This is a genomic window from Streptomyces sp. NPDC051243, from assembly GCF_044455405.1.
Taxonomy (GTDB): Bacteria; Actinomycetota; Actinomycetes; order Streptomycetales; family Streptomycetaceae; genus Streptomyces.
Window position 1 is genome coordinate 122,346 of record NZ_JBITES010000007.1, and the last position, 23,409, is coordinate 145,754.

17 protein-coding genes and 1 pseudogene are annotated in these 23,409 nt (G+C 71.5%); 7 read left to right on the forward strand and 11 right to left on the reverse strand.

Annotation, left to right across the window (positions count from 1 at the left end):
- The first annotated feature begins 59 nt into the window (after positions 1 to 59).
- From wecB to ACIBAG_RS19175, 4 genes are read left to right on the forward strand one after another with little or no spacing between them, the layout of a single operon-like run.
- Positions 60 to 1,148 (forward strand): non-hydrolyzing UDP-N-acetylglucosamine 2-epimerase, encoded by a 1,089-nt coding sequence (gene wecB / locus ACIBAG_RS19160; RefSeq protein ID WP_399106534.1) that lies wholly within the window; start codon positions 60 to 62, stop codon positions 1,146 to 1,148.
- Entirely contained in the window at positions 1,141 to 1,926 is a 786-nt protein-coding gene (locus ACIBAG_RS19165) for a class I SAM-dependent methyltransferase (protein WP_399106536.1), read from the forward strand. Before wecB ends, ACIBAG_RS19165 begins: the two co-directional genes overlap by 8 nt.
- Positions 1,926 to 3,743 carry a hypothetical protein gene (locus tag ACIBAG_RS19170; protein WP_399106538.1) on the forward strand — a complete coding sequence of 606 codons (1,818 nt, stop codon included), beginning with the start codon at positions 1,926 to 1,928 and terminating at the stop codon, positions 3,741 to 3,743. Before ACIBAG_RS19165 ends, ACIBAG_RS19170 begins: the two co-directional genes overlap by 1 nt.
- Positions 3,740 to 5,944 (forward strand): glycosyltransferase, encoded by a 2,205-nt coding sequence (locus ACIBAG_RS19175; protein ID WP_399106540.1) that lies wholly within the window; start codon positions 3,740 to 3,742, stop codon positions 5,942 to 5,944. Before ACIBAG_RS19170 ends, ACIBAG_RS19175 begins: the two co-directional genes overlap by 4 nt.
- A 60-nt stretch (positions 5,945 to 6,004) precedes the next feature.
- Here the strand turns inward: ACIBAG_RS19175 and ACIBAG_RS19180 are convergent, their stop codons facing one another.
- Complete coding sequence (locus tag ACIBAG_RS19180; protein WP_399106542.1) at positions 6,005 to 7,345, reverse strand: MFS transporter; 1,341 nt, start codon at positions 7,343 to 7,345, stop codon at positions 6,005 to 6,007.
- Positions 7,346 to 7,557: 212 nt separating this feature from the next.
- Positions 7,558 to 8,223 (reverse strand): TetR/AcrR family transcriptional regulator, encoded by a 666-nt coding sequence (locus ACIBAG_RS19185; RefSeq protein ID WP_399106544.1) that lies wholly within the window; start codon positions 8,221 to 8,223, stop codon positions 7,558 to 7,560.
- 169 nt (positions 8,224 to 8,392) lie between these two features.
- Between ACIBAG_RS19185 and ACIBAG_RS19190 the strand changes: the two genes are divergently transcribed.
- Together ACIBAG_RS19190 and ACIBAG_RS19195 are read left to right on the forward strand one after the other, a co-directional pair.
- The gene (locus tag ACIBAG_RS19190) at positions 8,393 to 9,289 is read left to right on the forward strand and encodes a shikimate dehydrogenase (RefSeq protein WP_399106546.1); all 897 of its coding nucleotides are present in this window, start codon (positions 8,393 to 8,395) and stop codon (positions 9,287 to 9,289) included.
- Positions 9,290 to 9,398: 109 nt separating this feature from the next.
- Positions 9,399 to 11,180, forward strand: coding sequence for a bifunctional sugar phosphate isomerase/epimerase/4-hydroxyphenylpyruvate dioxygenase family protein (locus tag ACIBAG_RS19195; RefSeq protein WP_399106548.1), 1,782 nt, complete (start codon positions 9,399 to 9,401; stop codon positions 11,178 to 11,180).
- A gap of 1 nt (position 11,181) precedes the next feature.
- On the opposite strand, the gene ACIBAG_RS19200 is transcribed toward ACIBAG_RS19195, so the two are convergent.
- Positions 11,182 to 12,618, reverse strand: a complete 1,437-nt coding sequence (locus tag ACIBAG_RS19200; RefSeq protein ID WP_399106550.1) for a pentapeptide repeat-containing protein — start codon at positions 12,616 to 12,618, stop codon at positions 11,182 to 11,184.
- Between the two features lie 54 nt (positions 12,619 to 12,672).
- Positions 12,673 to 12,996: pseudogene (locus ACIBAG_RS19205) on the reverse strand (peroxidase family protein); the annotation flags it as partial.
- Positions 12,997 to 13,119: 123 nt separating this feature from the next.
- Between ACIBAG_RS19205 and ACIBAG_RS19210 the strand changes: the two are divergent.
- Positions 13,120 to 14,364, forward strand: coding sequence for a hypothetical protein (locus tag ACIBAG_RS19210; protein WP_399106552.1), 1,245 nt, complete (start codon positions 13,120 to 13,122; stop codon positions 14,362 to 14,364).
- 18 nt (positions 14,365 to 14,382) lie between these two features.
- On the opposite strand, the gene ACIBAG_RS19215 is transcribed toward ACIBAG_RS19210, so the two are convergent.
- Genes ACIBAG_RS19215 through tkt form a run of 7 tightly spaced genes read right to left on the reverse strand, consistent with a single transcriptional unit; the run spans position 14,383 to position 23,249 of the window.
- Complete coding sequence (locus ACIBAG_RS19215) at positions 14,383 to 14,979, reverse strand: histidine phosphatase family protein (protein WP_399106554.1); 597 nt, start codon at positions 14,977 to 14,979, stop codon at positions 14,383 to 14,385.
- Positions 14,980 to 14,985: 6 nt separating this feature from the next.
- Entirely contained in the window at positions 14,986 to 15,861 is an 876-nt protein-coding gene (gnd, locus tag ACIBAG_RS19220) for a phosphogluconate dehydrogenase (NAD(+)-dependent, decarboxylating) (protein ID WP_399106960.1), read from the reverse strand.
- A gap of 5 nt (positions 15,862 to 15,866) precedes the next feature.
- Positions 15,867 to 17,525, reverse strand: a complete 1,659-nt coding sequence (gene pgi / locus ACIBAG_RS19225; protein ID WP_399106556.1) for a glucose-6-phosphate isomerase — start codon at positions 17,523 to 17,525, stop codon at positions 15,867 to 15,869.
- The gene (gene opcA / locus ACIBAG_RS19230) at positions 17,518 to 18,453 is read right to left on the reverse strand and encodes a glucose-6-phosphate dehydrogenase assembly protein OpcA (protein ID WP_399106558.1); all 936 of its coding nucleotides are present in this window, start codon (positions 18,451 to 18,453) and stop codon (positions 17,518 to 17,520) included. The genes pgi and opcA overlap by 8 nt, the downstream gene beginning before the upstream one ends.
- Positions 18,450 to 19,991, reverse strand: coding sequence for a glucose-6-phosphate dehydrogenase (gene zwf, locus ACIBAG_RS19235; RefSeq protein WP_399106560.1), 1,542 nt, complete (start codon positions 19,989 to 19,991; stop codon positions 18,450 to 18,452). Before zwf ends, opcA begins: the two co-directional genes overlap by 4 nt.
- Positions 19,988 to 21,136, reverse strand: coding sequence for a transaldolase (gene tal, locus ACIBAG_RS19240; protein WP_399106562.1), 1,149 nt, complete (start codon positions 21,134 to 21,136; stop codon positions 19,988 to 19,990). Before tal ends, zwf begins: the two co-directional genes overlap by 4 nt.
- Positions 21,137 to 21,155: 19 nt before the next feature.
- Positions 21,156 to 23,249, reverse strand: a complete 2,094-nt coding sequence (gene tkt, locus ACIBAG_RS19245; protein ID WP_399106564.1) for a transketolase — start codon at positions 23,247 to 23,249, stop codon at positions 21,156 to 21,158.
- Positions 23,250 to 23,409: the final 160 nt, after the last annotated feature.

Sequence of the window (23,409 nt, forward strand, 5' to 3'; positions counted from 1 at the left end):
CCGTCTCGACACCGGCTGAAAGCGCCTGTAGGCGACCGAGCCATCACCACGGGAGCTTGATGAACGGCTGCGTACTTCATGTGGTCGGCACCCGGCCGAACTTCGTCAAGGCCGCCCCGGTCGTGGCCGCCCTCGGCGCGGCGGGCTGCGAGCAGGTGCTGGTGCACACCGGGCAGCACTACGACGAGCGGATGTCGGACATCTTCTTCCGGCAGCTGGGCCTGCCCGAACCCGACACCGATCTCGGCGTCGGCTCCGGCAGCCACGCCCGGCAGACCGCCGACCTGCTGGTAGCCCTGGAGGGTGAACTGACCGCCCGCGCACCCGCGCTCGTCACGGTGTACGGCGACGTGAACTCGACGCTGGCCGCGGCGCTGGTCGCCGCCAAACTGGGCGTTCCGGTGGCGCATGTCGAAGCGGGGCTGCGCAGTTTCGACATGACGATGCCGGAGGAGGTCAACCGGCGTCTCGTCGACCAGTTGGCGGAGCTGCTGTTCGTCACCAGCCCCGAGGCCGTCGGGCATCTCGCCCGCGAGGGCGTCGCCGCCGGGCGGGTGCACCTCGTAGGCAATCCCATGATCGACACCCTGCTCACTCATATGGAGCACTTCGACCCGGTCACCGCCCGCGCGGCACACGCACTGCCCGAACGCTACGGCGTCGTCACCCTGCACCGGCCCGCCAACGTCGACGACCCGGAGGCCGCCGCGGCCGCCGCACGCGTCCTCGCCGAGGCCGCCCGCCATCTCGACCTGGTCGTACCGCTGCATCCGCGCGGCCGGGCGGCGCTGCGGGCGGCGGGCCTCGCGGACGCGCCGGGCATCCACCTGCTCGACCCGCTGGGCTACGTCGAGTTCATGAGCCTCGTGCGCGGAGCCGCCGCGGTGATCACCGACTCGGGCGGCGTCCAGGAGGAGACGACGGTGCTGGGCGTCCCGTGCCTGACCCTGCGCACCACGACCGAACGCCCGGTCACGGTCACCCACGGCACCAACAGGCTGGTCGGACACGGGGAGCTGGTGCCCGTACTGCGCAAGGTACTCGACGGTGGGGGAGCCGCGCCGGAGGAGGGGCCACCGCTGTGGGACGGCAGGGCGGGCGGCAGGATCGCCCGTGTCATCACCGCGTGGCTGGACCGCCATGGCTGACGAAGCACGGACGTACGGCGACGCGGGGACATGCGGCGACGCGGGGACATGCGGCGACGCGGGGACATGCGGCGACGCGGGGACATGCGGCGACGCGGGGACATACGGCGACGCACAGACGTACGACGACACCCGGACCTACTGGGACACCCGCCACGCCGACCACGACGACCTCGCCTCCGGCGCGCACATCGGGCTCGACCGTCCGGGCAACGAGATCTTCTACGCCCAGCGGCTCGGCACGCTGCTCTCCCTCATCGGCGACCTGTCCAGCACCGCCGCCCCGCTGTTCGTGCTCGACGCCGGCTGCGGCAAGGGGTACTTCGCCCGCGCGCTGGCCCGCTGCGGCCATCGCGTCGACGCCTTCGACACCAGCCCGCACGCGATCGACCACGCCCGCGCCGAGGGCGGCGGCCCGCGCTACGCACTGTCCGCGCTGGACGAGTGGCGCAGTGCCTGGCCGTACGACATCGTTGTCTGTGTCGACGTCCTGTTCCATGTGCTCGACGACGAGGAGTGGGCGGCCGGTCTGCGCAACCTGGCCTCCCTGGTCCGTGTCGCGGGCCGGCTGATCGTCACCGACACCGTCACCTACACCGAAGCCGCAGGCGGCGAGAACACCGCCGGGCCCGCCCCCGACGGCGACTACATCACGTACCGCCCGGCCGCCGCCTACCGTGCCGAACTCGAGCCGCTCGGCCTGCGGCACGTCCTCTCCAGGCCGTACGGCTTCCGGGAGGACCGGGTCGGCTTCCACGTCTTCACGAGGACCCACTGATGCGTCTGACCGATCTGCTCCATCCGCACCTCGACGGCGTCACGACAGTGGTGGACACGACGCGCGGCGGCCTGCGCCTGGAGCCGTATCTGCATCTGCCGCCGGGCGTCGCCCTGCGCGACGGCGGTGGAGGCGGCGAACAGCCTGTAGGCGAGGGCGAGTTGATCCTCCTCTCGTACGGACCCGACACCGAGCTGCACGGGAGCGAGGACGCCTGCCGCGCCGTACTGGCCCGGATGCGGCCCGGCGCACGCGGGCTGATCGTGTTCGGTCACCGCGGCTGCGAGCTGCCCTACCACCGGCTCCTCGACGACCTGGTCGCCCACCGCTGCCAGGTCCTGCGTGCGGCGCCCCTCGACTACGTCCAGCTGCACGCGGGCGCGGTCATCGCCCGCACCGACGAACTCCTGCCGCCGCACGACTTCTTCGGCCGTACCGTCCCCTCCGACGGCTACGCCACGGCGCTGCGGATCGCCGACGAGTACGTCTTCGCCGACCTGGCCTCCCGGTCCCTGCGCGCCCGTGCGCTCGATCTGGAGCGGACGGTCGAGGAGGCGGAGCGCCTGCGGGGTGCGAGCGGGCAGGACGGGCTCGCCGAGCGACTCGCCGCCGCCGTACGGGAGAAGGAGCAGCTGGCCGGCGCGCTGCGGGCCGCCCGGGACCGGGTCGAGGTGCTGCAGGCGCGCGTGGCCATGCTGGAGGGCTCGACCTCGCTGCGGGTGGGCAAGGCGCTGGTGTCGGCCGCGCGGTCGCCGAAGCGGGGTGCGGCGCGGCTGCCGGGGGAGTTGTACGGGCTGTGGCGCGGGCGGCGCCGTTCCACCGGGCGGGCGCCCGACGGCGCGCCGCGGCCGCAGGCCGAGCCGGAGGCGCCCGTGGACGAACGGTTCCACCTCGCCCATCGCGCCCTGACCGCGGCGCCCCGCGACCGACTCGTCATGGCCGGTGTGCTCACCGCGGCCACGGCCGAGGACTTCGCGGCGGACGTGGTCGTCAACCGGCTGCTGCCGCACGACGGACGGCTGCTCCTGCGACGCACCGACCCCGATGTGCTCGTCGTCCAGCTGAGCGCCTGCACGGGCGACGGGCCCTGGTGGCAGACCGGCACAGGTCTGGCCCCCGACCTGGACCGGACGCTCGCCGAACTGCTCGCCGAGGCAAGGGTGCTGGAGCGGCCGGCCGTGCTGTGGCGGGACGGTCCCGCCTCCGGCGCGCCCGGGCTGGCCCGGCTCGCCTGGGACGCCGTCGTCGACGCGGACACCGGCGTACGGCTCGCCCGGCTCGACCCGGCCGCGGAGGGCCGGGAGCGGCTGCGTGAGCTGTTCCGGGAGGACAGCACGCGGGTGCGGCTGTCGCGGCTCGCGCGGTTGGCGGGCGCCCCGGATCCGCTGGACGAGCGGCGTGTCGCGGTGCTGGCCGCGCCCCGGGACCGTACCGATGTCGCCCGGCTCGTCGGGCAGGTGCTCGGCCAGCTGCACCGCCCGGCCGAGGTGGTCGTGCCCGAGCCGGCGGGGCTCGACGAACTCACCGCCGCCGGGGTCACGGTACGCCGGGGGCAGCCGCTCGCGCCCTGGGTCGCCGACTGGACCGACCTCACCGAGGACCGGCCGGACACCCTGCTGCTCGATCTGATGTGCGCCCAGGAGCACTCGGGCGCCGACGCGGTGGGCCACACACCGGCCGCCGACGACTACGTCTTCGTACCGTCGCTGCGACCGCTGCTGGTACGCCGCTCGCTGCACATGTCCGGTACGGATCCCGGCAGTTGGTCCGGGCGAGGGCACCGGCTGTTCGCGGTGCGCGGGAAGGAGCCGTCATGACGCAAGAAGGAGCCGTCATGAGCCGTACGCTGCGGGCGCTCGTCTACGGCGACGTCGACCTCAACCTCATCGACGGCTCCGCCGTGTGGGCCCAGTCGACGGTGCAGGCGCTGTCGCGGGCGGGTTGCGAGGCCCGGCTCGTCCTCAAGTCGCCGGTCCGCACCGGACGGTTGACCGATCCGCTGGCCGAGCTGCCCGGGGTCACCCTGGTGCGCCCGCACGAGGAGCGGCTGCTGCCGGGGCTCGCCGACCGGCCCATGTCGCCGGTGCAGGCCTCGGAGGTGCTCGCCGGGCTCGACCGGGACGAGCCTTGTGACCTGCTGGTGCTGCGGGGTCGGCGGCTGGTCACCCGGATCGTGGCCGACGGTGTCTTCGAGGGGCGGATCTGGGCCTACCTCACCGACATCCCTCAGTCGGCCGCCGAGATGACCGAGTCGGCCCGCGCGGACCTCGTCCGGATCGCCGAGGCCTCGCACCGGCTGCTGTGCCAGACCGAGGAGCTGCGCTGCTTCCTGGAGACCTGGGTGCCCGAGGCCTGCGGCAAGTGCGTGCTCAGCCCGCCCGCCGTGCCGGAGCCGGACTTCCCGGTGCCGGACCGCGACGGCCCGCACGAGCCGCTGCGGCTCGTCTACACCGGCAAGTTCGCGCCCCGCTGGAACACGCTGCCCATGACCCGGCTGCCGGAGTTGCTCGCGGAACGGGGTGTCCCCGCCGAACTGCACACCGTCGGTGACAAGATCCACGACGACCCGGGCCACCCCGGCTTCCAGACCGAGATGGCACGCGCGCTCGCCGCCACGCCCGGCGTCCTCCACCACGGCGGACAGCCGCGCGAGGAGGCCATGCGCATCGCCGCGGACTGCGACGTCGGCCTCGGCTGGCGGGACCCGGTGCTCGACTCCAGCCTCGAACTGTCCACCAAGGTCCTGGAGTTCGGGGCCCTGGGCCTGCCCGTGATCCTCAACCGCACTCCGGCGCACGAGGCGTTGCTCGGCACCGACTATCCGCTGTTCGTGCCCGGACGCGCCGGACTCGACGACGCCGCCGAAGCCGTCGCGCGCTGCGTCCGTGAGCCCGAGGCCCGGCGTCTGGCGGCCGGCCGCTGCCGCGAGGCGGCCCGGCAGTACACCCTGGACGGAGCCGCCGCCCGCTGGCGCGCCCACCTCGGCCGTGCCTTCCCCGCGGCACCCACTTCGGTGACGGCCCGTCAGCAGCCGCTGCGGGTGGGTATCGCCGGGCACGATCTGAAGTTCCTCACCCGGCTGCTCGACCACTTCCGCGCCCTGCCCGGTCTGGACGTACGGGTCGACGCCTGGCCCGCGCTGGCCCGCCACGACCCGGACGCCGGCCGTGAACTGGCCGACTGGGCCGACGTGGTGGTCGTCGAGTGGTGCGGCCCGGCCGCCGTCTGGTACAGCCGCCACAAGCGGCGCGGCAGCCGGCTGATCGTACGCCTGCACCGCTTCGAGCTCGACGCGCCGTGGCCCCGCCAGGTCGACATCGACGCCGTCGACCGGGTGGTGTGCGTCAGCCCGTACTACGCCCGCCGCACCCGCGAGCACACCGGCTGGCCCGCCTCGAAGGTCGTGGTCGTGCCGAACTGGGTCGACACCGACCAGCTCGACCGCCCGAAGGCACCCGGCGCCCACCACCGCCTCGGCATGATCGGCATCGCGCCCAGCCGCAAACGCCTCGACCTCGGCCTCGACGTGCTGGAGGCGCTGCGCGCCCGAGACCGCCGCTGGCATCTGTCGGTCAAGTCGAAGCCGCCGTGGGAGTACTGGTGGATCTGGAACAAGCCCGAGGAGCGCGCGCACTACGACGCGGTGCTGCGCCGTATGCAGACCTCGCCGCTGCTCGAAGGGGCCGTCGTCTTCGACACGTTCGGGCCGGATGTGGCGGGCTGGCTGCGCCGGGTCGGGCACGTCCTGTCCACCAGCGACGACGAGAGCTTCCACCTGGCGCCCGCCGAGGGGATGGCCTCGGGCGCCGTGCCCTCGCTGCTGCCGTGGCCCGGGGCCGACGAGATCTACGACAAGCGGTGGATCCACGACGACCCCGAGGCGATGGCGGACGCGATCGCCGCGCTGGACGAGGACGACTGGCGATCCGCCGCCGAGCTGGCCCGCACACAGGTGCGGGAGGGGTTCTCCCTGGACCGCGTTGCCCAGACCTGGACGGAGCTGCTCGTAGCGCGCTGATGCCCGGGTCCCCGAAGCCGTGACGGCTCCGGGGACCCGGTGGCCGGCGCCCGAGCGGGATCAGGCCGTGACCGTCTCCGGCTGTGCGGCCTCCCGCGGCTTGCGCCCGCCCAGCAGTTCGGTCGGGATCCTCGCGGTCTCGCGGGCCGACAGCGCGGCCACGACCGGCGGCACGCACAGCGCGGCCGTGAACAGGGCGACCGCGGACCAGTCGTCGCCGTCCGGGCCCGCGATCCGCGCGGCGAAGGTCACCGCGAAACCGGCGACCGCGAAGCCGATCTGGGTGCCGATGGCCATGCCGGACAGCCGGACCCGGGTGGAGAACATCTCGCCGTAGAAGGACGGCCACACGCCGTTCGCGGCGCTGTAGACGACACCGAAGGTGACGATGCCGAGCAGCAGGGTCAGCGGGTAGGAACCGGCGGAGATCGACCACAGGTACAGGAACATCATCACCGCGCTGCCGGCCGCGCCGATCAGGTACACGGGGCGGCGGCCGATGCGGTCCGACAGCGTCGCCCACAGCGGGATCGCGCCGAGCGCGACGAGGTTGGCGAGGGCGCCCACCCACAGCATCGAGGACTTGCTCATCCCGACCGCGTCACTCGTGGCGTACGACAGCGCCCACACCGTGAAGATGGTGCTGACCGAGGCGACCAGCGCACCCCCGATCACCCGCAGCACGTCCGCCCAGTGCTCGCGCATCAGCAGCGCGAGCGGCAGCTTGGCGACGCCCTCGCCGGCCGCCTGCCGCTCGAAGGCCGGCGTCTCGTCCAGCTTGCGGCGGATGACCCAGCCGACGACGGCGACCGCGACGCTCAGCCAGAACGGGACCCGCCAGCCCCAGGACATCAGCTGCTCCTCCGGCAGCGCGGCGACCGGGATGAAGACCAGGGTGGCCAGCAGCTGCCCGCCCTGGGTGCCGCTCAGCGTGAAGCTGGTGAAGAAGCCGCGCCGGTGGGGCGGCGCGTGTTCCAGGGTCATCGAATTGGCGCTGGCCTGCTCACCCGCCGCCGAGATGCCCTGGAGCACCCGGCACAGGACCAGCAGGACGGGCGCGAGGGTGCCGACCTGGTCGCGGGTCGGCAGACAGCCGATGAGGAACGTCGACACGCCCATCAGGATCAGCGTGAAGACCATGATCTTCTTACGGCCCAGCCGGTCGCCGAAGTGACCGAGGAACAGCGCGCCGACCGGCCGCGCGGCATACGCCACCCCGAACGTGGCCAGCGACAGCAGGGTGGCCGTCGCCGGGTCCGACTCGTCGAAGAAGACCTCCGGGAAGATCAGCGCGGCCGCGCTGCCGTAGATGAAGAAGTCGTAGTACTCCAGGGCACTGCCGATCCAGGCGGCCGTGGCCGCCTTTCTCGGCTGGCCGGCGGGGGTGTCGGGGACGGACACAGGGGTGCTCCTTCGAGGGAACTCCACCATACGGGGAGTGCGTGGAGAGGAAGAGGCGCCGGATCCCTGGGGTGACGGGTCGGCCGCGCCGGGAGCTACCCGGCTAATTAACCCACTGGATAGTTAGTAGCGGATGGCTACGGATGTTGCGCCCACGTTTCCCGGGTGTCAAGAGGTCGCGGCGAAGGATCTTGCCGCGGCGGGTGTGCCGATCAGTCCTCGGCCCGCGGCGCCGTCAGATAGGCGATCACCATGTCGCCGAGCATCGCGCGGTAGTGCTCACGCCGGGCCGGATCCACCAGGTCGCGGCCGAACAGGGCGCCGAAGGTGTGCCGGTTGGAGACCCGGAAGAAGCAGTAGGAGCTGATCATCGCGTGCAGGTCGACGGCGTCGACGTCGGCCGTGAACAGCCCGGACTTCTGGCCCGACGCCAGGATCCGGCGGATCACGTCCAGGGCCGGCGAGCCGATCCTGCCGAGCCGCTCGGAGGCGGCGATGTGCTCGGCGCCGTGGATGTTCTCGATGCTGACCAGGCGGATGAAGTCGGGGTGCTGCTCGTGGTGGTCGAAGGTCAGCTCGGCCAGGCGGCGGATGGCCGCGACCGGGTCCAGGTGGTCGACGTCGAGCTGCTGCTCGGCCTCCCGGATCACGCCGTACGCCCGCTCGAGGACGGCCGTGAACAGCTGCTCCTTGCCGCCGAAGTAGTAGTAGATCATCCGCTTCGTGGTGCGGGTGCGGGCGGCGATCTCGTCGACACGGGCGCCGTCGTAGCCGGCGCGGGCGAACTCCTGCGTCGCGACGTCGAGGATCTCGGCCTTGGTGCGGGCGGCGTCACGGATCCGCCCGTTCGTGCGTGCCGGCTCTTCGACGCTGGTCATCGGGGTTCCTTCGGCGAGGGCGAGCGCGCCCCGGTGGCCCACCCGCGTGCCGGTGATTGTAGAAGCCCGATCGCCCGAGGTGTCGGGACAGGCCTTCCCAATCTGCCGTACCGCCTGCTATGACTAACTCACCAGTTCGTACATTAGTGAGTCGCTCAGGAGGTCCCCGGTGGCCAAGGACGCCAAGGACTCGTATCTCGTCGGGCTGATCGGTTCCGGCATCGGTCCCTCGCTCAGCCCCGCGCTGCACGAGCGGGAGGCCGACCGGCAGGGCCTGCGCTATCTGTACCGGCTCATCGACATCGACACCCTCGGCGTTCCGCCGGAGGCGGTGGGCGACCTGGTGCGGGCCGCCCGTGACCTGGGCTTCGACGGGCTCAACATCACCCACCCGTGCAAGCAGCTCGTCATCGAGCACCTGGACGCGCTCGCCCCGCAGGCCGAGGCGCTGGGCGCGGTCAACACCGTCGTCTTCGAGGACGGCCGGGCCGTCGGCCACAACACCGACGTCACCGGCTTCGCCGCGTCCTTCGCGCGCGGGCTGCCCGACGTACCGCTGGAGCGGGTCGTGCAGCTGGGCGCGGGGGGTGCCGGCGCGGCCGTCGCGCACGCCGTGCTGACCCTTGGTGCCGAGTGCGTGACCGTCGTCGACGCGCTGAGCGACCGGGCCGTCGATCTCGCCGGGGCGCTGAACCGGCACTTCGGCGCGGGGCGCGCTGCCGCGGCGACGCCGGATCAGCTGGCCCGGCTGCTCGGGTCGGCCGACGGCGTCGTGCACGCGACGCCTACCGGGATGGCCGCGCATCCTGGGCTGCCGTTTCCCGCGGAACTGCTCGATCCCGGGTTGTGGGTGGCCGAGGTGGTCTATCGGCCGCTGGAGACGGAGCTGCTGCGTGCCGCCCGTGCGGCTGGCTGCGCCGCTTTGGACGGGGGTGGGATGGCTGTGTTTCAGGCTGCGGATGCGTTTCGGCTGTTCACCGGGCGTGAGCCGGACAGCGTGCGGATGCTGGCGGACATTGCGGAGATGGCCGGGGTTGTCGAGAACTCGGTGGGCAAGGCCGTGTGATTGCTGCAGGTCGTCCGTGGTTGCTCGCGCCCACGCGGCGGAGCCGCATATCGACACAGCCCCGCGCCCCTGGCGGCGTTGCCGCACGGCATCTTGAAGGAGCACCCCTATGCGTACATCCATCGCCACTGTTTCTCTGAGCGGATCCCTCACCGAGAAGCTCACCGCCGCCTCCCGAGCCGGGTTCGACGGCGTCGAGATCTTCGAGAACGATCTGCTCGCGAGCCCCCTCACCCCCGAGGAGATCCGCAGCCGCTGCGCCGATCTCGGGCTCACCGTCGACCTCTACCAGCCCATGCGGGACATCGAGGCCGTGCCCGCCGACGAGTTCGCCCGCAATCTGCGGCGTGCCCGGCACAAGTTCGAGGTGATGCGGCGGCTCGGTGCCGACACCGTGCTCGTCTGCTCCAGTGTTCATCCGCTCGCCGTGGACGACGACGCCCTCGCCGCAGATCACCTGCGCCAACTAGCCGATCTGGCACAGGAGTTCGGGATCAGGGTGGCGTACGAGGCGCTGGCCTGGGGGCGGAACGTCAACACCTACGACCACGCCTGGCGCATCGTCGAGGCCGCCGATCATCCTGCGCTCGGCACCTGCCTGGACAGCTTCCACATCCTCTCCCGGGGCTCCGACCCCAAGGCAATCGCGGACATCCCCGGCGAGAAGATCTTCTTCCTCCAGCTCGCCGACGCTCCTCTGCTCGCGATGGACGTCCTCCAGTGGAGCCGCCACTACCGCTGCTTCCCCGGGCAGGGCGGATTCGACGTGGCGGACCTCGTACGGCGTGTGCTGCAGACCGGATACGACGGTCCGCTGTCCCTGGAGGTCTTCAACGACGTCTTCCGGCAGGCCGACGCCGGCCCGACCGCCGTGGACGCCCACCGTTCCCTGATCGTGCTGCAGGAGACGGTCGGTCTGGCTGCCCCGCCCGCGCCCGTCGTCCCGACCGGCGTCGCCTTCGCCGAACTGGTCACGCCGGACGCCGAACCGGTCTCGGCGCTGCTCGGCGCCCTGGGTTTCACCCGCACCGCACGGCACCGCGGCAAGCCGGTCGACCTCTGGCAGCAGGGCGAGGCCCGCGTCCTCGTCAACACGGCGGGCGCCGCGCGCCGGGACGGCACCGGCCTCGCCGCCATCGGCCTGGAGTCCCCGGACCCGGCCGGAGCGGCCCGCCGCGCCGAGGCGCTCCTCGCCCCCGTCCTGCCGCGCCGCCGAGCCCTGGAGGACGCCGCGCTGGACGCCGTGGCGGCCCCCGACGGAACCGAGCTGTTCTTCTGCGCCACGGCCCACCCCGAACTGCCCAACTGGCGGGCCGACTTCACGGACGTCGAGCAGGAGCCGCCCGGCACCCCCGCCGTGCATCGCATCGACCACCTCGCCCTCGTCCAGCCCTGGCACCACTACGACGAGGCGACCCTCTTCCACCGCAGCGTCCTCGGCCTGCACGCCCAGGAGAGCGTCGACGTCGCCGACCCCTACGGCCTGATGCGCAGCCGTGCGGTCACCAACCCCGACGGCAGCGTCCGGATCGCCCTGAGCGTCGGGGCGGCGCCCACGGACGACACCGTGCACGCCCAGCACATCGCGCTGGCCACGCAGGACGTGGTCGCCGCGGCCCGCCGCTTCCGGGAGGCGGGCGGGCGGCTGCTGCCGATCCCGGCCAACTACTACGACGACCTGGCGGCCCGGTACGAGTTCGCGGACGGAGAGCTGGAGACGTACCGCGACCTGGGCATCCTCTACGACCGTGACGCGCACGGCGAGTTCCGGCACTGCTACACCGCGACGGTCGGCCGCGTCTTCTTCGAACTCGTGCAGCGGGACGGCTACCGGGGTTACGGTGCGCAGAACGCGCCGGTGCGGCTCGCCGCACAGCACCTGACGCGGTGACCTACTGCCGGCTGACGGTCCGCGTCACGCCGGCGACGACGGTCGTGGCCAGGATCCAGCCGGCCAGCACCAGGACGTAGGACAGCCACTGCTGCCCGCCCTCCGGGGCGAACGCCGGCTCCTGGCCGAAGGAGATCACCGGCAGCAGCAGATCGAGCGTGTAGAACACCGGGTTGAAGTCCGGTACCTCGTCCGCCTTCAGCGGTGGTGGAGCGTCCACCGCGAACGCCACCGAGCCGATGGCCAGCAGGGACAGCAGCCAGCCGAGCGCGCGCATCGGCCGGAAGCCGTAGCCGACGGTGGCGTCCTGGACGTGGCCCCACAGACGGCCGTACCAGGGCAGGGTCGTGCGGTGCCGGCGCTGCTTGGCGAGCTGGACCAGGCGGGCGGCGTGGTCGTCGCCGGTGCGGCGGTAGCAGGCGGTCAACTGCTCGTAGCCGTGCGGGTCGAACGTCTCCTCGTCCCGCTCCAGCATCGGCAGCCGGTGCTCCGGCGGCACATGCGGGGTCAGGGAGGTGTAGGTGAGGTCGAGGAGGCGGACCTGGTCCGGGAGCATCTCCGGCTCCAGGTCGAGGTGTTCGATCTGCGAGCGGCGCAGGTTGAGCCTGCCCTCCATGGGCGGTCCCTTGCGCAGCCACACCTCGCCGATGACACAGCTGCTCGCCCGCATCGCGGTGCCGCCGGGGTTGGACAGCGTGCTGTTCAGCAGGTCGAGCCGGCCGGGTATGCGGGCGCCGCGCAGATCGATACGGCCGTGCGCGCGCAGCCGCCTGCCGAGGACGTTCGCGCCGACTTCGAGGGCCTCGGCGTTGAGGACGAACCCCACGGGATGACGGAGCTCGGCGTCCTCCAGACGGAGGGAACCGCTGATGGTGGCGCCGTTGAGCCGGATCTCACCGTGCGTGCGCAGACGGGACGCGCACAGGTCCTCCCCGACGGTCACCTGATGGAGCTGCAGAACCGGCCGCTCGTTTCCGTCCGGCGCGGTGACCTCGGCGCTTTCCAGGTACAGCGCCCCGGCGATCTGCGCCCCGCCGAGCCGCACCGGCCCGGTGAACCGGCAGTTCGTCAGCCGCAGTCCGCCGTCGACCCGGACGCGCGCGGACGCCAGACCCGGCAGCCGGGACCCGGTCAGATTGAGGTACTTCAGCTGGGCGCCGGAGAAGTCCGGGACGTCGTCGAAGTGGCAGTCACTCAGGCGTACGACGCTCTCGACCGTCGCGTACCGCAGGTCCAGTACACCGGTGATCCGCGCGCCCTGGAGCTTGAGGGCGGCCACCTCCCCGCTCACCGCCGGGCCGTCGAGCAGCAGAGCCCTCAACACCGTGGCGCGCACGCTCCGGCTCTCGTCCCGCGCCGCACGGAAGTCCACGGCCTCGCCCCGGGGAAAGGCCTGCCACACCCGCACTTCGGCCGGCGTCAGATCGTTGATCTCCATCAGCCGGGACTCTGACGCCGGCCGCCGAACCTGTCAACTCGCCGTCGGCCCCGGTCAGGAGGAGCCGCCCGTCGGGCGCACCGCCCGCCACGGCGCGAACGCGCTCGCCCCGCGCGGCAGCAGCGCCGCCAGCTCCGGGCAGTGCCGCAGGATCACGGAGTTCATGCCGCCCCGCTCGACCCAGTCGATGCCGAGCGGCGTGTACACCTCGGGCCGGTAGTCGACGGTGAGGAACCGGTCGGACTGCAGACGCCGGCTCGCCATCAGGATGAAGATCCGGAACGCGGTGTCGCTGAAACCGAACCCGGTCGGCGGGTTCTCCCCGAACAGGCCGACGACGGTGTCGATCTCATCGACCGAGCGGTAGACCTCCCCCAGCAACCCCATCCGGCCGCATCCGCAGTGGCCGGGCAAAGTCGGCCACGAGTCGTCCGCCGGATTGACGGCCCCGGCGGTCGGTGGTGTGCTCACCACCCGCAGACGTTCCGGGGGAGGTCCCACATGCGGGACGCACACGTCAAGGGGCCCGGCTTCGCCGAGCTGCGCCCCGCCAAGTCACCCACCGACCCGCGGGGTTTCCCGGTCTATCCCGACCTGGTGGACCGGCTCGTCGAGGACAAGCACCAGCCCGACACCGAGGGCGTCGTCCCACACGTCCTGGCGACCTGCTCTGCCTACGCCTACGCCGGATTCCAGCACCAGGGCGACCCCGAGACCGTGTCCATGATCATGGCGCGGCTGGGCCTGGAGCAGAACGCCTGCCGCGTCCTCGAACAGCGCGTGGACGCCCTGTACATCGCCTCCGCCGCCTATCTCGTCCAGGACAAGGACCGCCGGGTCGTGATCCTCGCCTACCGCGGCACCCAGCCCGAGGACATCATCAGCATCCTCACCGACGCCGACGTACGCCCGGAGATGCTCGCCGTCGAGATCCAGGGCCGCCGCCACGAGGTCCACGCCGGCTTCTACCGCAACGTCCGCGCCACCCGCCACCTCGTCGTCCGGGCACTGGAACGCTCCCTGCGCGGCGAGTCCGTCAACCCCGACGAGCACGGCACCCGGGGCGACGGCCTGGAGGCCCTGTACATCACCGGACACAGCCTGGGCGGCGCCATGGCCGCGCTCATGGCGGTGACCCTCGTCCACGAGCCCCGCTACCGGCACATCACCGAAAAGCTCAAGGGCGTCTACACCTTCGGCCAGCCCATGGTCGGCGGCCCCGACCTCGCCCGCGCCTGCGCGCAGACCCCCGGACCGCTGAGCGACCGGCTGCTGCGCTACATCTTCGACCGGGACGTCGTCCCCGCCCTGCCGCCCCGCCCGGTCGGCCCGTACACCCCGTTCGGCCGTGAGTTCCACTACCGCAGGCAGCGCGGCCCCGCCGACACCGCGCTCGCCTTCGCGGCGGACTCTGCGGTCGAGGCACTGACCCTGCCGGGGCACGTGCTGAGGGCCGCCGCGAACCGGGACTGGGAAGAACTGACGAGGCGGATCGGCACCCTCCGGCGCCGCCCGCACGGGCGGGGGCAGGGCTGGACCGAGGTGACCGAACCCCAGCTGCACTACCCCCAGATGGACACCCTCGCGGGCCTGGCCGTCATCGCCCCGCTCGCCTTCTTCGCCACCAAGCTCGCCCTCACCCGCACGATCCCCTTCAAGTACTCCTTCGACGACCACGGCCCGGGCCACTACGTCAACGCCCTCGCCCCACCAGGGGTGTTGAGCGAGTTCGGAGACGTGCTGTAGCCCGGGCCGGGGAGGAGTTCAGGCCCTGGTGGCCCTGGTGTTCCACTCCGCGATCACCGGCCGGCCGTGCTCCGTGGACAGCCGGCTCACCGTGCCCGTCGCCAGCTGGAACAGTCGCCCGTCCGCCGGGGCTAGCCCCAGTCGGCGGGCCGTCACGACGCGCAGGAAGTGGCCGTGCGCGACGAAAACGACGTCGCCGTCCGGGAGGGCCGCCTCCGCCCGGCACAGCACCCGGTCGGCGCGTGCGCCCACCTCGGCCGGTGATTCGCCGGGGTGGTCGGCCGGGCCGGGTGCCACTCCGTCGGTCCACAGGTACCAGTCGGGGCGTGTGCGGTGGATCTCGACGGTGGTGACGCCCTCGTAGCCGCCGTAGTCCCACTCGTGCAGATCGGGGTCCGGCACGACCCCTGCCACGCCCGCCAGTTCGGCGGTGCGCACCGCGCGGCGCAGCGGGCTGGTCAGGGCCAGGGAGAAGGTCCGGCCGGACAGCAGCGGGGCCAGGGACTTGGCCTGCTCCTCGCCGTCCGGGGTGAGGGGCAGGTCGGTCCAGCTGGTGTGCCGGCCCGATCTGCTCCACTCCGTCTCACCGTGGCGGACGAGGAGAAGATCCCCCACGGCCGGCTACTTCGACTCGACGGCGTGGCCGCCGAACTGGTTGCGCAGCGCCGCGATCATCTTCATCTGCGGGGAGTCCTCCTGGCGGGACGCGAACCGGGCGAACAGGGACGCCGTGATCGCGGGCAGCGGCACCGCGTTGTCGATCGCCGCCTCGACGGTCCAGCGGCCCTCGCCGGAGTCCTGCGCGAAGCCCTTCAGCTTGTCCAGGTGCTCGTCCTCGTCGAGGGCGTTCACCGCGAGGTCCAGCAGCCAGGAGCGGATGACCGTGCCCTCCTGCCAGGAGCGGAACACCTCACGGACGTTGTCCACCGAGTTGACCTTCTCCAGCAGCTCCCAGCCCTCGGCGTAGGCCTGCATCATGGCGTACTCGATGCCGTTGTGGACCATCTTCGAGAAGTGCCCGGCGCCCACCCGGCCGGCGTGGACATAGCCGTACGGCCCTTCGGGCTTGAGCGCCTCGAAGATCGGCTCCAGGCGCTCCACGTGCTCCTTGTCGCCGCCGACCATCAGCGCGTAGCCGTTCTGCAGGCCCCACACGCCGCCGGAGACGCCCGCGTCGACGAAGCCGATGCCCTTGATGCCGAGTTCGGCGGCGTGCTTCTCGTCGTCCGTCCAGCGGGAGTTGCCGCCGTCGACGACCGTGTCGCCCGGGGACAGCAGGTCCTTGAGCTCGTCGATGACGGTCTGGGTGGCGGTGCCGGCCGGGACCATCACCCACACCGTGCGCGGCGCGTCCAGCTGCTGGACCAGTTCTTCGAGGCTCGCGACGTCGGAGACCTCGGGGTTGCGGTCGTAGCCGATGACGGTGTGGCCGGCTCGGCGGATGCGCTCGCGCATGTTGCCGCCCATCTTGCCGAGGCCGATGAGGCCCAACTTCATGGCTGTCATGTCGGATTCACTTCCTTGAGTTCACGGTAGGCGGCCACGAGGGCGGCGGTGGAGGCGTCGAGGCCGGGGACGTCGGCGCCCTCGGTGATCGCGGGTTCGACGCGCTTGGCGAGGACCTTGCCCAGCTCCACACCCCACTGGTCGAAGGAGTCGATGTTCCACACGGCGCCCTGCACGAAGACCTTGTGCTCGTAGAGGGCGACCAGCTGGCCGAGGACCGACGGGGTCAGCTCGGGGGCGAGGATCGTGGTGGTCGGGTGGTTGCCGAGGAAGGTGCGGTGCGGCACCTGCTCCTCGGGCACGCCTTCCGCGCGCACCTCGTCCGCGGTCTTGCCGAAGGCGAGCGCCTGGCCCTGGGCGAAGAGGTTCGCCATCAACAGGTCGTGCTGCGCCTTGAGTTCGTCGCTCAGCTCGGCGACCGGCCGGGCGAAGCCGATCAGGTCGGCCGGGATCAGCCGGGTGCCCTGGTGGATCAGCTGGTAATAGGCGTGCTGCCCGTTGGTGCCGGGCGTGCCCCACACCACCGGACCCGTCTCCCAGCCCACCCGACGGCCCTCACGGTCCACCGACTTGCCGTTGGACTCCATGTCCAGCTGCTGCAGATACGCCGTGAACTTCGACAGATAGTGCGAGTACGGCAGCACCGCATGCGACTCGGCGCCGAAGAAATTGCCGTACCAGACGCCCAACAGGCCAAGCAGCAGCGGGGCGTTGGCCTCGGCGGGCGCGGTGCGGAAGTGCTCGTCGACGATCCTGAAGCCGTCGAGCATCTCCCGGAAGCGGTCCGGGCCGATGGCGATCATCAGCGAGAGCCCGATCGCCGAGTCGTACGAGTACCGCCCGCCGACCCAGTCCCAGAACTCGAACATGTTGTCCGGGTCGATGCCGAACCCGGTCACCTTCTCGGCGTTCGTCGACAGGGCGACGAAGTGCTTGGCGACCGCCTTCTCGTCGCCCCCGAGTCCGGCCAGCAGCCAGGAGCGGGCGGAGGTGGCGTTGGTGATCGTCTCGATGGTGGTGAACGTCTTGGAGGCGACGATGAACAGCGTCTGTTCCGGGTCGAGGTCCCGGACCGCTTCGTGCAGGTCGGAGCCGTCGACGTTGGAGACGAACCGGAACGTCAACTCCCGTTCGGTGAACGGGCGAAGAGCGTCGTACGCCATGGCGGGACCGAGGTCGGAGCCGCCGATGCCGATGTTCACCACGTTGCGAATACGGCGGCCCGTGTGGCCGGTCCACTCGCCGGAGCGGACGCGGCCGGCGAACGCGCTCATCTTGTCGAGCACGGCGTGCACCCCGGGTACGACGTTCTCGCCGTCCACCTCGATCACCGCGTCCCGCGGCGCCCGCAGCGCGGTGTGCAGCACCGCACGATCCTCGGTGAGGTTGATCCTCTCGCCGCGGAACATGGCGTCGCGCAGCCCGAACACATCGGTGGCGGTGGCCAGTTCCCGCAGCAGGGCGAGGGTCTCGTCGTTGATCAGGTGCTTGGAGTAGTCGATGCGCAGATCGCCGACCCGCACGACGTACCGCTCGGCGCGGGAGGGATCGGCGGCGAACAGCTCCCGCAGCCGGGGGCGCTGGAGGGCGTCCGCGCGGTGGTCCGCCAGGGCCGCCCATTCGGGGCGCTGGGTGAGCACGGGAGTCTCAGTCATGGGAGGGCGTCTCCTTGGCGGCCTCGCCCCGCAGAGCGACGGCGTACATCTCGTCCGCGTCGAGGCGCCTGAGCTCCTCGGCGATGAGTTCGGAGGTGGTGCGGACCTTCAACGCGAGGGTGCGCGACGGCTGGCCCGGCAGGTGCAGCGTGGCCAGTGGGCCCTCGGGACGGTCGATGACGATCTCGCCGTTCTCGGTGCCCAGACGCACGCCCGTGACGACCGGTCCGGCGGTGACGACCCGCTCGGCCGTGACATGGAGGCGGGCCTCCAGCCAGCGGGCCAGCAGCTCGGCGGCCGGGTTGTCGGCCTCGGCCTCGACGGCCGCCGAGACGATCGGCACCCGGGCCTGGTCCAGCGCCGCGGCGAGCATCGAGCGCCACGGGGTCAGCCGGGTCCAGGCGAGGTCGGTGTCGCCGGGCGCGTAGGAGCGGGCGCGGACCTCCAGGTCGGCCAGCGGTGTCTCGGTGGTGTACAGGTCGGTGATCCGGCGCTGGGCCAGCGCGCCCAGCGGGTCCTTCGAGGGGTTCTCCGGCGCGTCCACCGGCCACCACACCACGACCGGCGCGTCCGGCAGCAGCAGCGGCAGCACCACCGAGTCGGCGTGCTCGGACACCTCGCCGTACATGCGCAGCACGACCGTCTCGCCGGTGCCGGCGTCGGCGCCCACCCGGACCTCGGCGTCGAGGTGGGAGCGGGTGCGGTCGCGCGGGGTGCGGGCGTGCCGCTTGATCACGACCAGAGTGCGCGCGGGGTGCTCGTGCGAGGCCTCCTCCGCCGCCTTGATCGAGTCGTACGCGTTCTCCTCGTCCGTGACGATGACCATCGTCAGGACCATGCCCACGGCCGGCGTGCCGATCGCGCGGCGGCCCTGCACCAGCGCCTTGTTGATCTTGCTTGCCGTGGTGTCGGTCAGGTCGATCTTCATGGCCTGCGCCAGCTCCGTCCGTCTCGTGCGAGCATCTCGTCGGCTTCCTCGGGTCCCCAGCTCCCGGACGCGTACCGCGCCGGCTTGCCGTGCCTGTCCCAGTACTCCTCGATCGGGTCGAGGATCTTCCAGGACTCTTCCACTTCCTGGTGACGGGGGAACAAATTGGCGTCCCCGAGGAGGACATCCAGGATGAGCCGCTCGTACGCCTCCGGGCTGGACTCCGTGAACGACTCGCCGTACGCGAAGTCCATCGTCACGTCCCGGATCTCCATCGACGTGCCCGGCACCTTGGAGCCGAACCGCACCGTCATGCCCTCGTCGGGCTGGACGCGGATGACGACGGCGTTCTGGCCGAGCTCCTCGGTGGCGGTGGAGTCGAACGGGGAGTGCGGGGCCCGCTGGAAGACCACGGCGATCTCCGTGACCCGCCGCCCGAGCCGTTTGCCGGTGCGCAGGTAGAACGGCACGCCCGCCCAGCGCCGGTTGTCGACGTTCAGCTTGATGGCGGCGTACGTGTCGGTCTTCGACGCCGGGTCGATGCCGTCCTCCTCCAGGTACCCGACGACCCGCTCGCCACCCTGCCAGCCGCCCGCGTACTGCCCGCGCACGGTGTGCCTGCCGAGGTCCTCCGGCAGCTTGACCGCCTTGAGCACCTTGAGCTTCTCCATCAGCAGCGACGCCGCGTCGAAGGCGGCCGGCTCCTCCATCGCGGTGAGGGCCATGAGCTGGAGCAGGTGGTTCTGGATGACGTCACGGGCCGAGCCGATGCCGTCGTAGTAGCCCGCCCGGCCGCCGATGCCGATGTCCTCGGCCATCGTGATCTGGATGTGGTCGACGTACGACCGGTTCCAGATCGGCTCGAACATCTGGTTCGCGAACCGCAGCGCCAGGATGTTCTGGACGGTCTCCTTGCCCAGGTAGTGGTCGATCCGGAAGACCTGCTCCGGGTCGAACACGTCGTGCACGATCTCGTTCAGCTCACGGGCGCTCGCGAGGTCGCTGCCGAACGGCTTCTCGATGACCGCGCGCCGCCAGGACCCCTCGGGGGCGTCCGCCAGGCCGTGCTTCTTCAGCTGCTGGACGACCTTCGGGAAGAACTTCGGCGGTACGGAGAGGTAGAAGGCGTAGTTGCCGCTCGTCCCGCGCGCCGCGTCCAGCTCCTCGACCGTCCGGCGCAGCTTGTCGAACGCCGTGTCGTCGTCGAAGTCGCCCGGGATGAACCGCATCCCCTCGGAGAGCTGCTGCCAGACCTCCTCGCGGAACTCGGTGCGGGCGTGCTCGCGCACCGAGTCGTGCACGATCTGCGCGAAGTCCTCGTCCTCCCAGTCCCGGCGGGCGAACCCGACGAGCGAGAAGCCCGGCGGCAGCATCCCGCGGTTGGCGAGGTCGTACACCGCCGGCATCAGCTTCTTGCGGGACAGGTCGCCGGTGACACCGAAGATGACGAGCCCGGACGGGCCCGCGATACGGGGGAGACGGCGGTCGCGGGGGTCGCGCAGGGGGTTGTCCCAGTCGTGGTCCCAGTCGGAGGTCATGCTGCGTCAGCTCCCTTGCTGCTGAGCGACTTCTTCACGGCGTTCAACAGGTCCTGCCACGCCACCTCGAACTTGGCGACGCCCTCGTCCTCCAGACGGGTGACGACCTCGTCGTAGGAGATACCCAGCGCCTCCACGGCGGCCAGGTCGGCGCGGGCCTGCGCGTAGCCGCCGGTCACGGTGTCGCCGCTGATCTCGCCGTGGTCGGCGGTGGCGTTCAGGGTGGCCTCCGGCATCGTGTTGACGGTGCCGGGAGCCACCAGCTCGTCCACGTACAGGGTGGACTTGTACGCCGGGTCCTTGACGCCCGTCGAGGCCCACAGCGGGCGCTGCTTGTTGGCCCTGGCGCCGGCGACGGCGGTCCAGCGGGCCGAGGCGAAGACCTCCTCGTACGCCTCGTAGGCGAGCCGGGCGTTGGCGAGCGCCGCCTTCCCCTTGAGGGCGAGGGCCTCGTCGGTTCCGATCGCCGTCAGCCGCTTGTCGATCTCGGTGTCGACGCGGGAGACGAAGAAGGAGGCCACGGAGTGGATGCCGGACAGGTCCAGGCCCTTCGCGGCGGCCTTCTCCAGACCGGCCAGGTAGGCGTCCATGACCGCGCGGTAGCGCTCCAGCGAGAAGATCAGCGTGACGTTGACGCTGATGCCGAGGCCGATGACCTCGGTGATCGCCGGGAGCCCCGCCTTGGTCGCCGGGATCTTGATCATCACGCCTGGCCGGTCGACCAGCCAGGCGAGCTGCTTGGCCTCGGCGATGGTGGCCGCCGTGTGGTGCGCCAGGCGCGGGTCGACCTCGATGGAGACCCGGCCGTCCCGGCCGCCCGTCGCGTCGTACACGGGCCGCAGGATGTCGGCGGCGGCGCGCACGTCGGCGGTGGTCATCATGCGCACGGCCTCGTCGACGGTGACGCCCCGCGCCGCGAGGTCGGCGAGCTGCTCCTCGTAACCCTCGCCGGAGCCGATGGCGGCCTGGAAGATGGACGGGTTGGTGGTGACGCCGACGACGTTCCTGTGCGCGATCAGCTCGGCGAGGTTGCCGGACGCGATCCGCTTGCGCGAGAGGTCGTCCAGCCAGATCGAGACGCCTTCGTCGGAGAGGCGCTTCAAGGTGCCCGCGGTGGCGGTTGCTTCAGTGGTCACTGTGATCATCTTCCTTCTGGCGTTCGGATCAACCGCGGGCGGCGGCGCGGCCCGTAGTCGAATTCCATGCAGCCCGGGCTGCGGCGGCGACGTTCTCGGGCGTGAAGCCGTACTCGGTGAACAGGGTCCTGGCGTCGGCGGAGGCGCCGAAGTGCTCCAGCGAGACGATGCGCCCGGCATCGCCCACGAACCGGTACCAGGTGAGCCCGATCCCTGCCTCCACGGCGACCCGCGCCTTCACGGCGGGCGGCAGGACGCTCTCCCGGTACTCGCGCGGCTGCTCCTCGAACCACTCCACGGACGGCATCGAGACCACACGGGTACCGATCCCCTCGGCCTCCAACACCTCCCGTGCGGCGACGGCGAGCTGGACCTCGGAGCCGGTGGCGACGATGACGACCTCGGGGGTCTCGGTGGACGACTCCTTCAGGACGTAACCACCCTTCGCCGCATCGGGGTTGGGCGCGTAGGTCGGCACGCCCTGACGGGTGAGCGCGAGACCGTGCGGGGCCGGGTCGGTGGCATGCCGCCTGAGGATCTCCGCCCAGGCGATCGCGGTCTCGTTGGCGTCGGCCGGGCGGACGATGTTCAGGCCCGGGATGGCACGCAGCGAGGCCAGGTGCTCGACCGGCTGGTGGGTGGGGCCGTCCTCGCCGAGGCCGATGGAGTCGTGCGTCCACACATACGTCACCGGCAGCTGCATCAGGGCGGACATGCGCACGGCGTTGCGCATGTAGTCGGAGAACACCAGGAACGTGCCGCCGTAGATACGGGTGTTGCCGTGCAGGGCGATGCCGTTCATCTCCGCGGCCATCGAGAACTCACGGATGCCGAAGTGGACGGTGCGGCCGTACGGGTCGGCCTCCGGCAGCGGGTTGCCCTCGGGAAGGAACGAACGCGTCTTGTCGATGGTCGTGTTGTTCGATCCGGCGAGGTCGGCGGAACCGCCCCACAGCTCGGGGATCACCGCGCCCAGCGCCTGGAGCACCTTGCCGGAGGCGGCGCGGGTGGCGACCGACTTGCCCTCCTCGAAGACCGGGAGCGCGTCCTGCCAGCCCTCGGGCAGCTGACCGGCGACGATCCGGTCGAACAGCTCGGCGCGCTCGGCGTTGGCCGCCCGCCATGCGCCGAGCTGCTTGTCCCAGGCGGCGTGCGCCTCGGCGCCCCGGTCCAGGGCCCGGCGGGTGTGGGCGAGAACCTCGCCCGCGACCTCGAAGGACTGCTCGGGGTCGAAGCCGAGGATGCGCTTGGTGGCGGCGATCTCCTGCGCACCGAGGGCGGAGCCGTGGGAGGCCTCGGTGTTCTGGGCGTTCGGGGCGGGCCAGGCGATGATCGTGCGCATCGCGATGATCGAGGGCCGCTCGGTCTCGGCCTGCGCCGCCCTGAGCGCCCCGTACAGCGCGGCCACGTCGATGTCGCCGCCGAGCGCGGGCTCGATCCGCTGCACGTGCCAGCCGTACGCCTCGTAGCGCTTCAGCACGTCCTCGGAGAACGCCGTCGCCGTGTCGCCCTCGATGGAGATGTGGTTGTCGTCGTACAGGAAGACGAGGTTGCCGAGCTTCTGGTGGCCGGCGAGCGAGGAGGCCTCGGCGGAGACGCCCTCCTGCAGGTCGCCGTCGGAGACGATCGCCCAGATGGTGTGGTCGAACGGGGACTCGCCCTGCGGGGCGTCCGGGTCGAACAGGCCGCGCTCGTAGCGGGCGGCCATCGCCATGCCGACGGCGTTGGCGACACCCTGGCCGAGCGGGCCGGTGGTCGTCTCGACCCCTGCCGTGTGCCCGTACTCGGGATGGCCCGGCGTCTTCGAACCATGGGTCCGGAACGCCTTCAGATCGTCGAGCTCCAGCTCGTACCCGGCGAGGAAGAGCTGGGTGTAGAGGGTCAGCGAGGTGTGGCCGGGGGAGAGGACGAAACGATCCCGGCCGGTCCACTCAGGGTCGGCGGGATCGTGCCGCATCACCTTCTGAAAGATCGTGTACGCGGCCGGGGCGAGGCTCATCGCGGTGCCCGGGTGGCCGTTGCCGACTCGCTGTACGGCATCCGCCGCCAGGAGGCGCGCGGTGTCGACGGCACGCCGGTCGAGTTCGGTCCATTCGAAGCTGTCCGGTGTCTGCGTGCTCATCTTCAAAAAGTCCTCGATCGGAGCGAAGTGGCTGGTCCAACGCGTTCAAAAGTAAAAGTCTGACTTTTACGAGGGAAGGTCGGCGTGTGTCAGGCTGTGGTGAAAGTGGGACACCGCGAGGAGTGCCGCGCACGGCTGAGCGAGGGGCGCGCACGGGTGA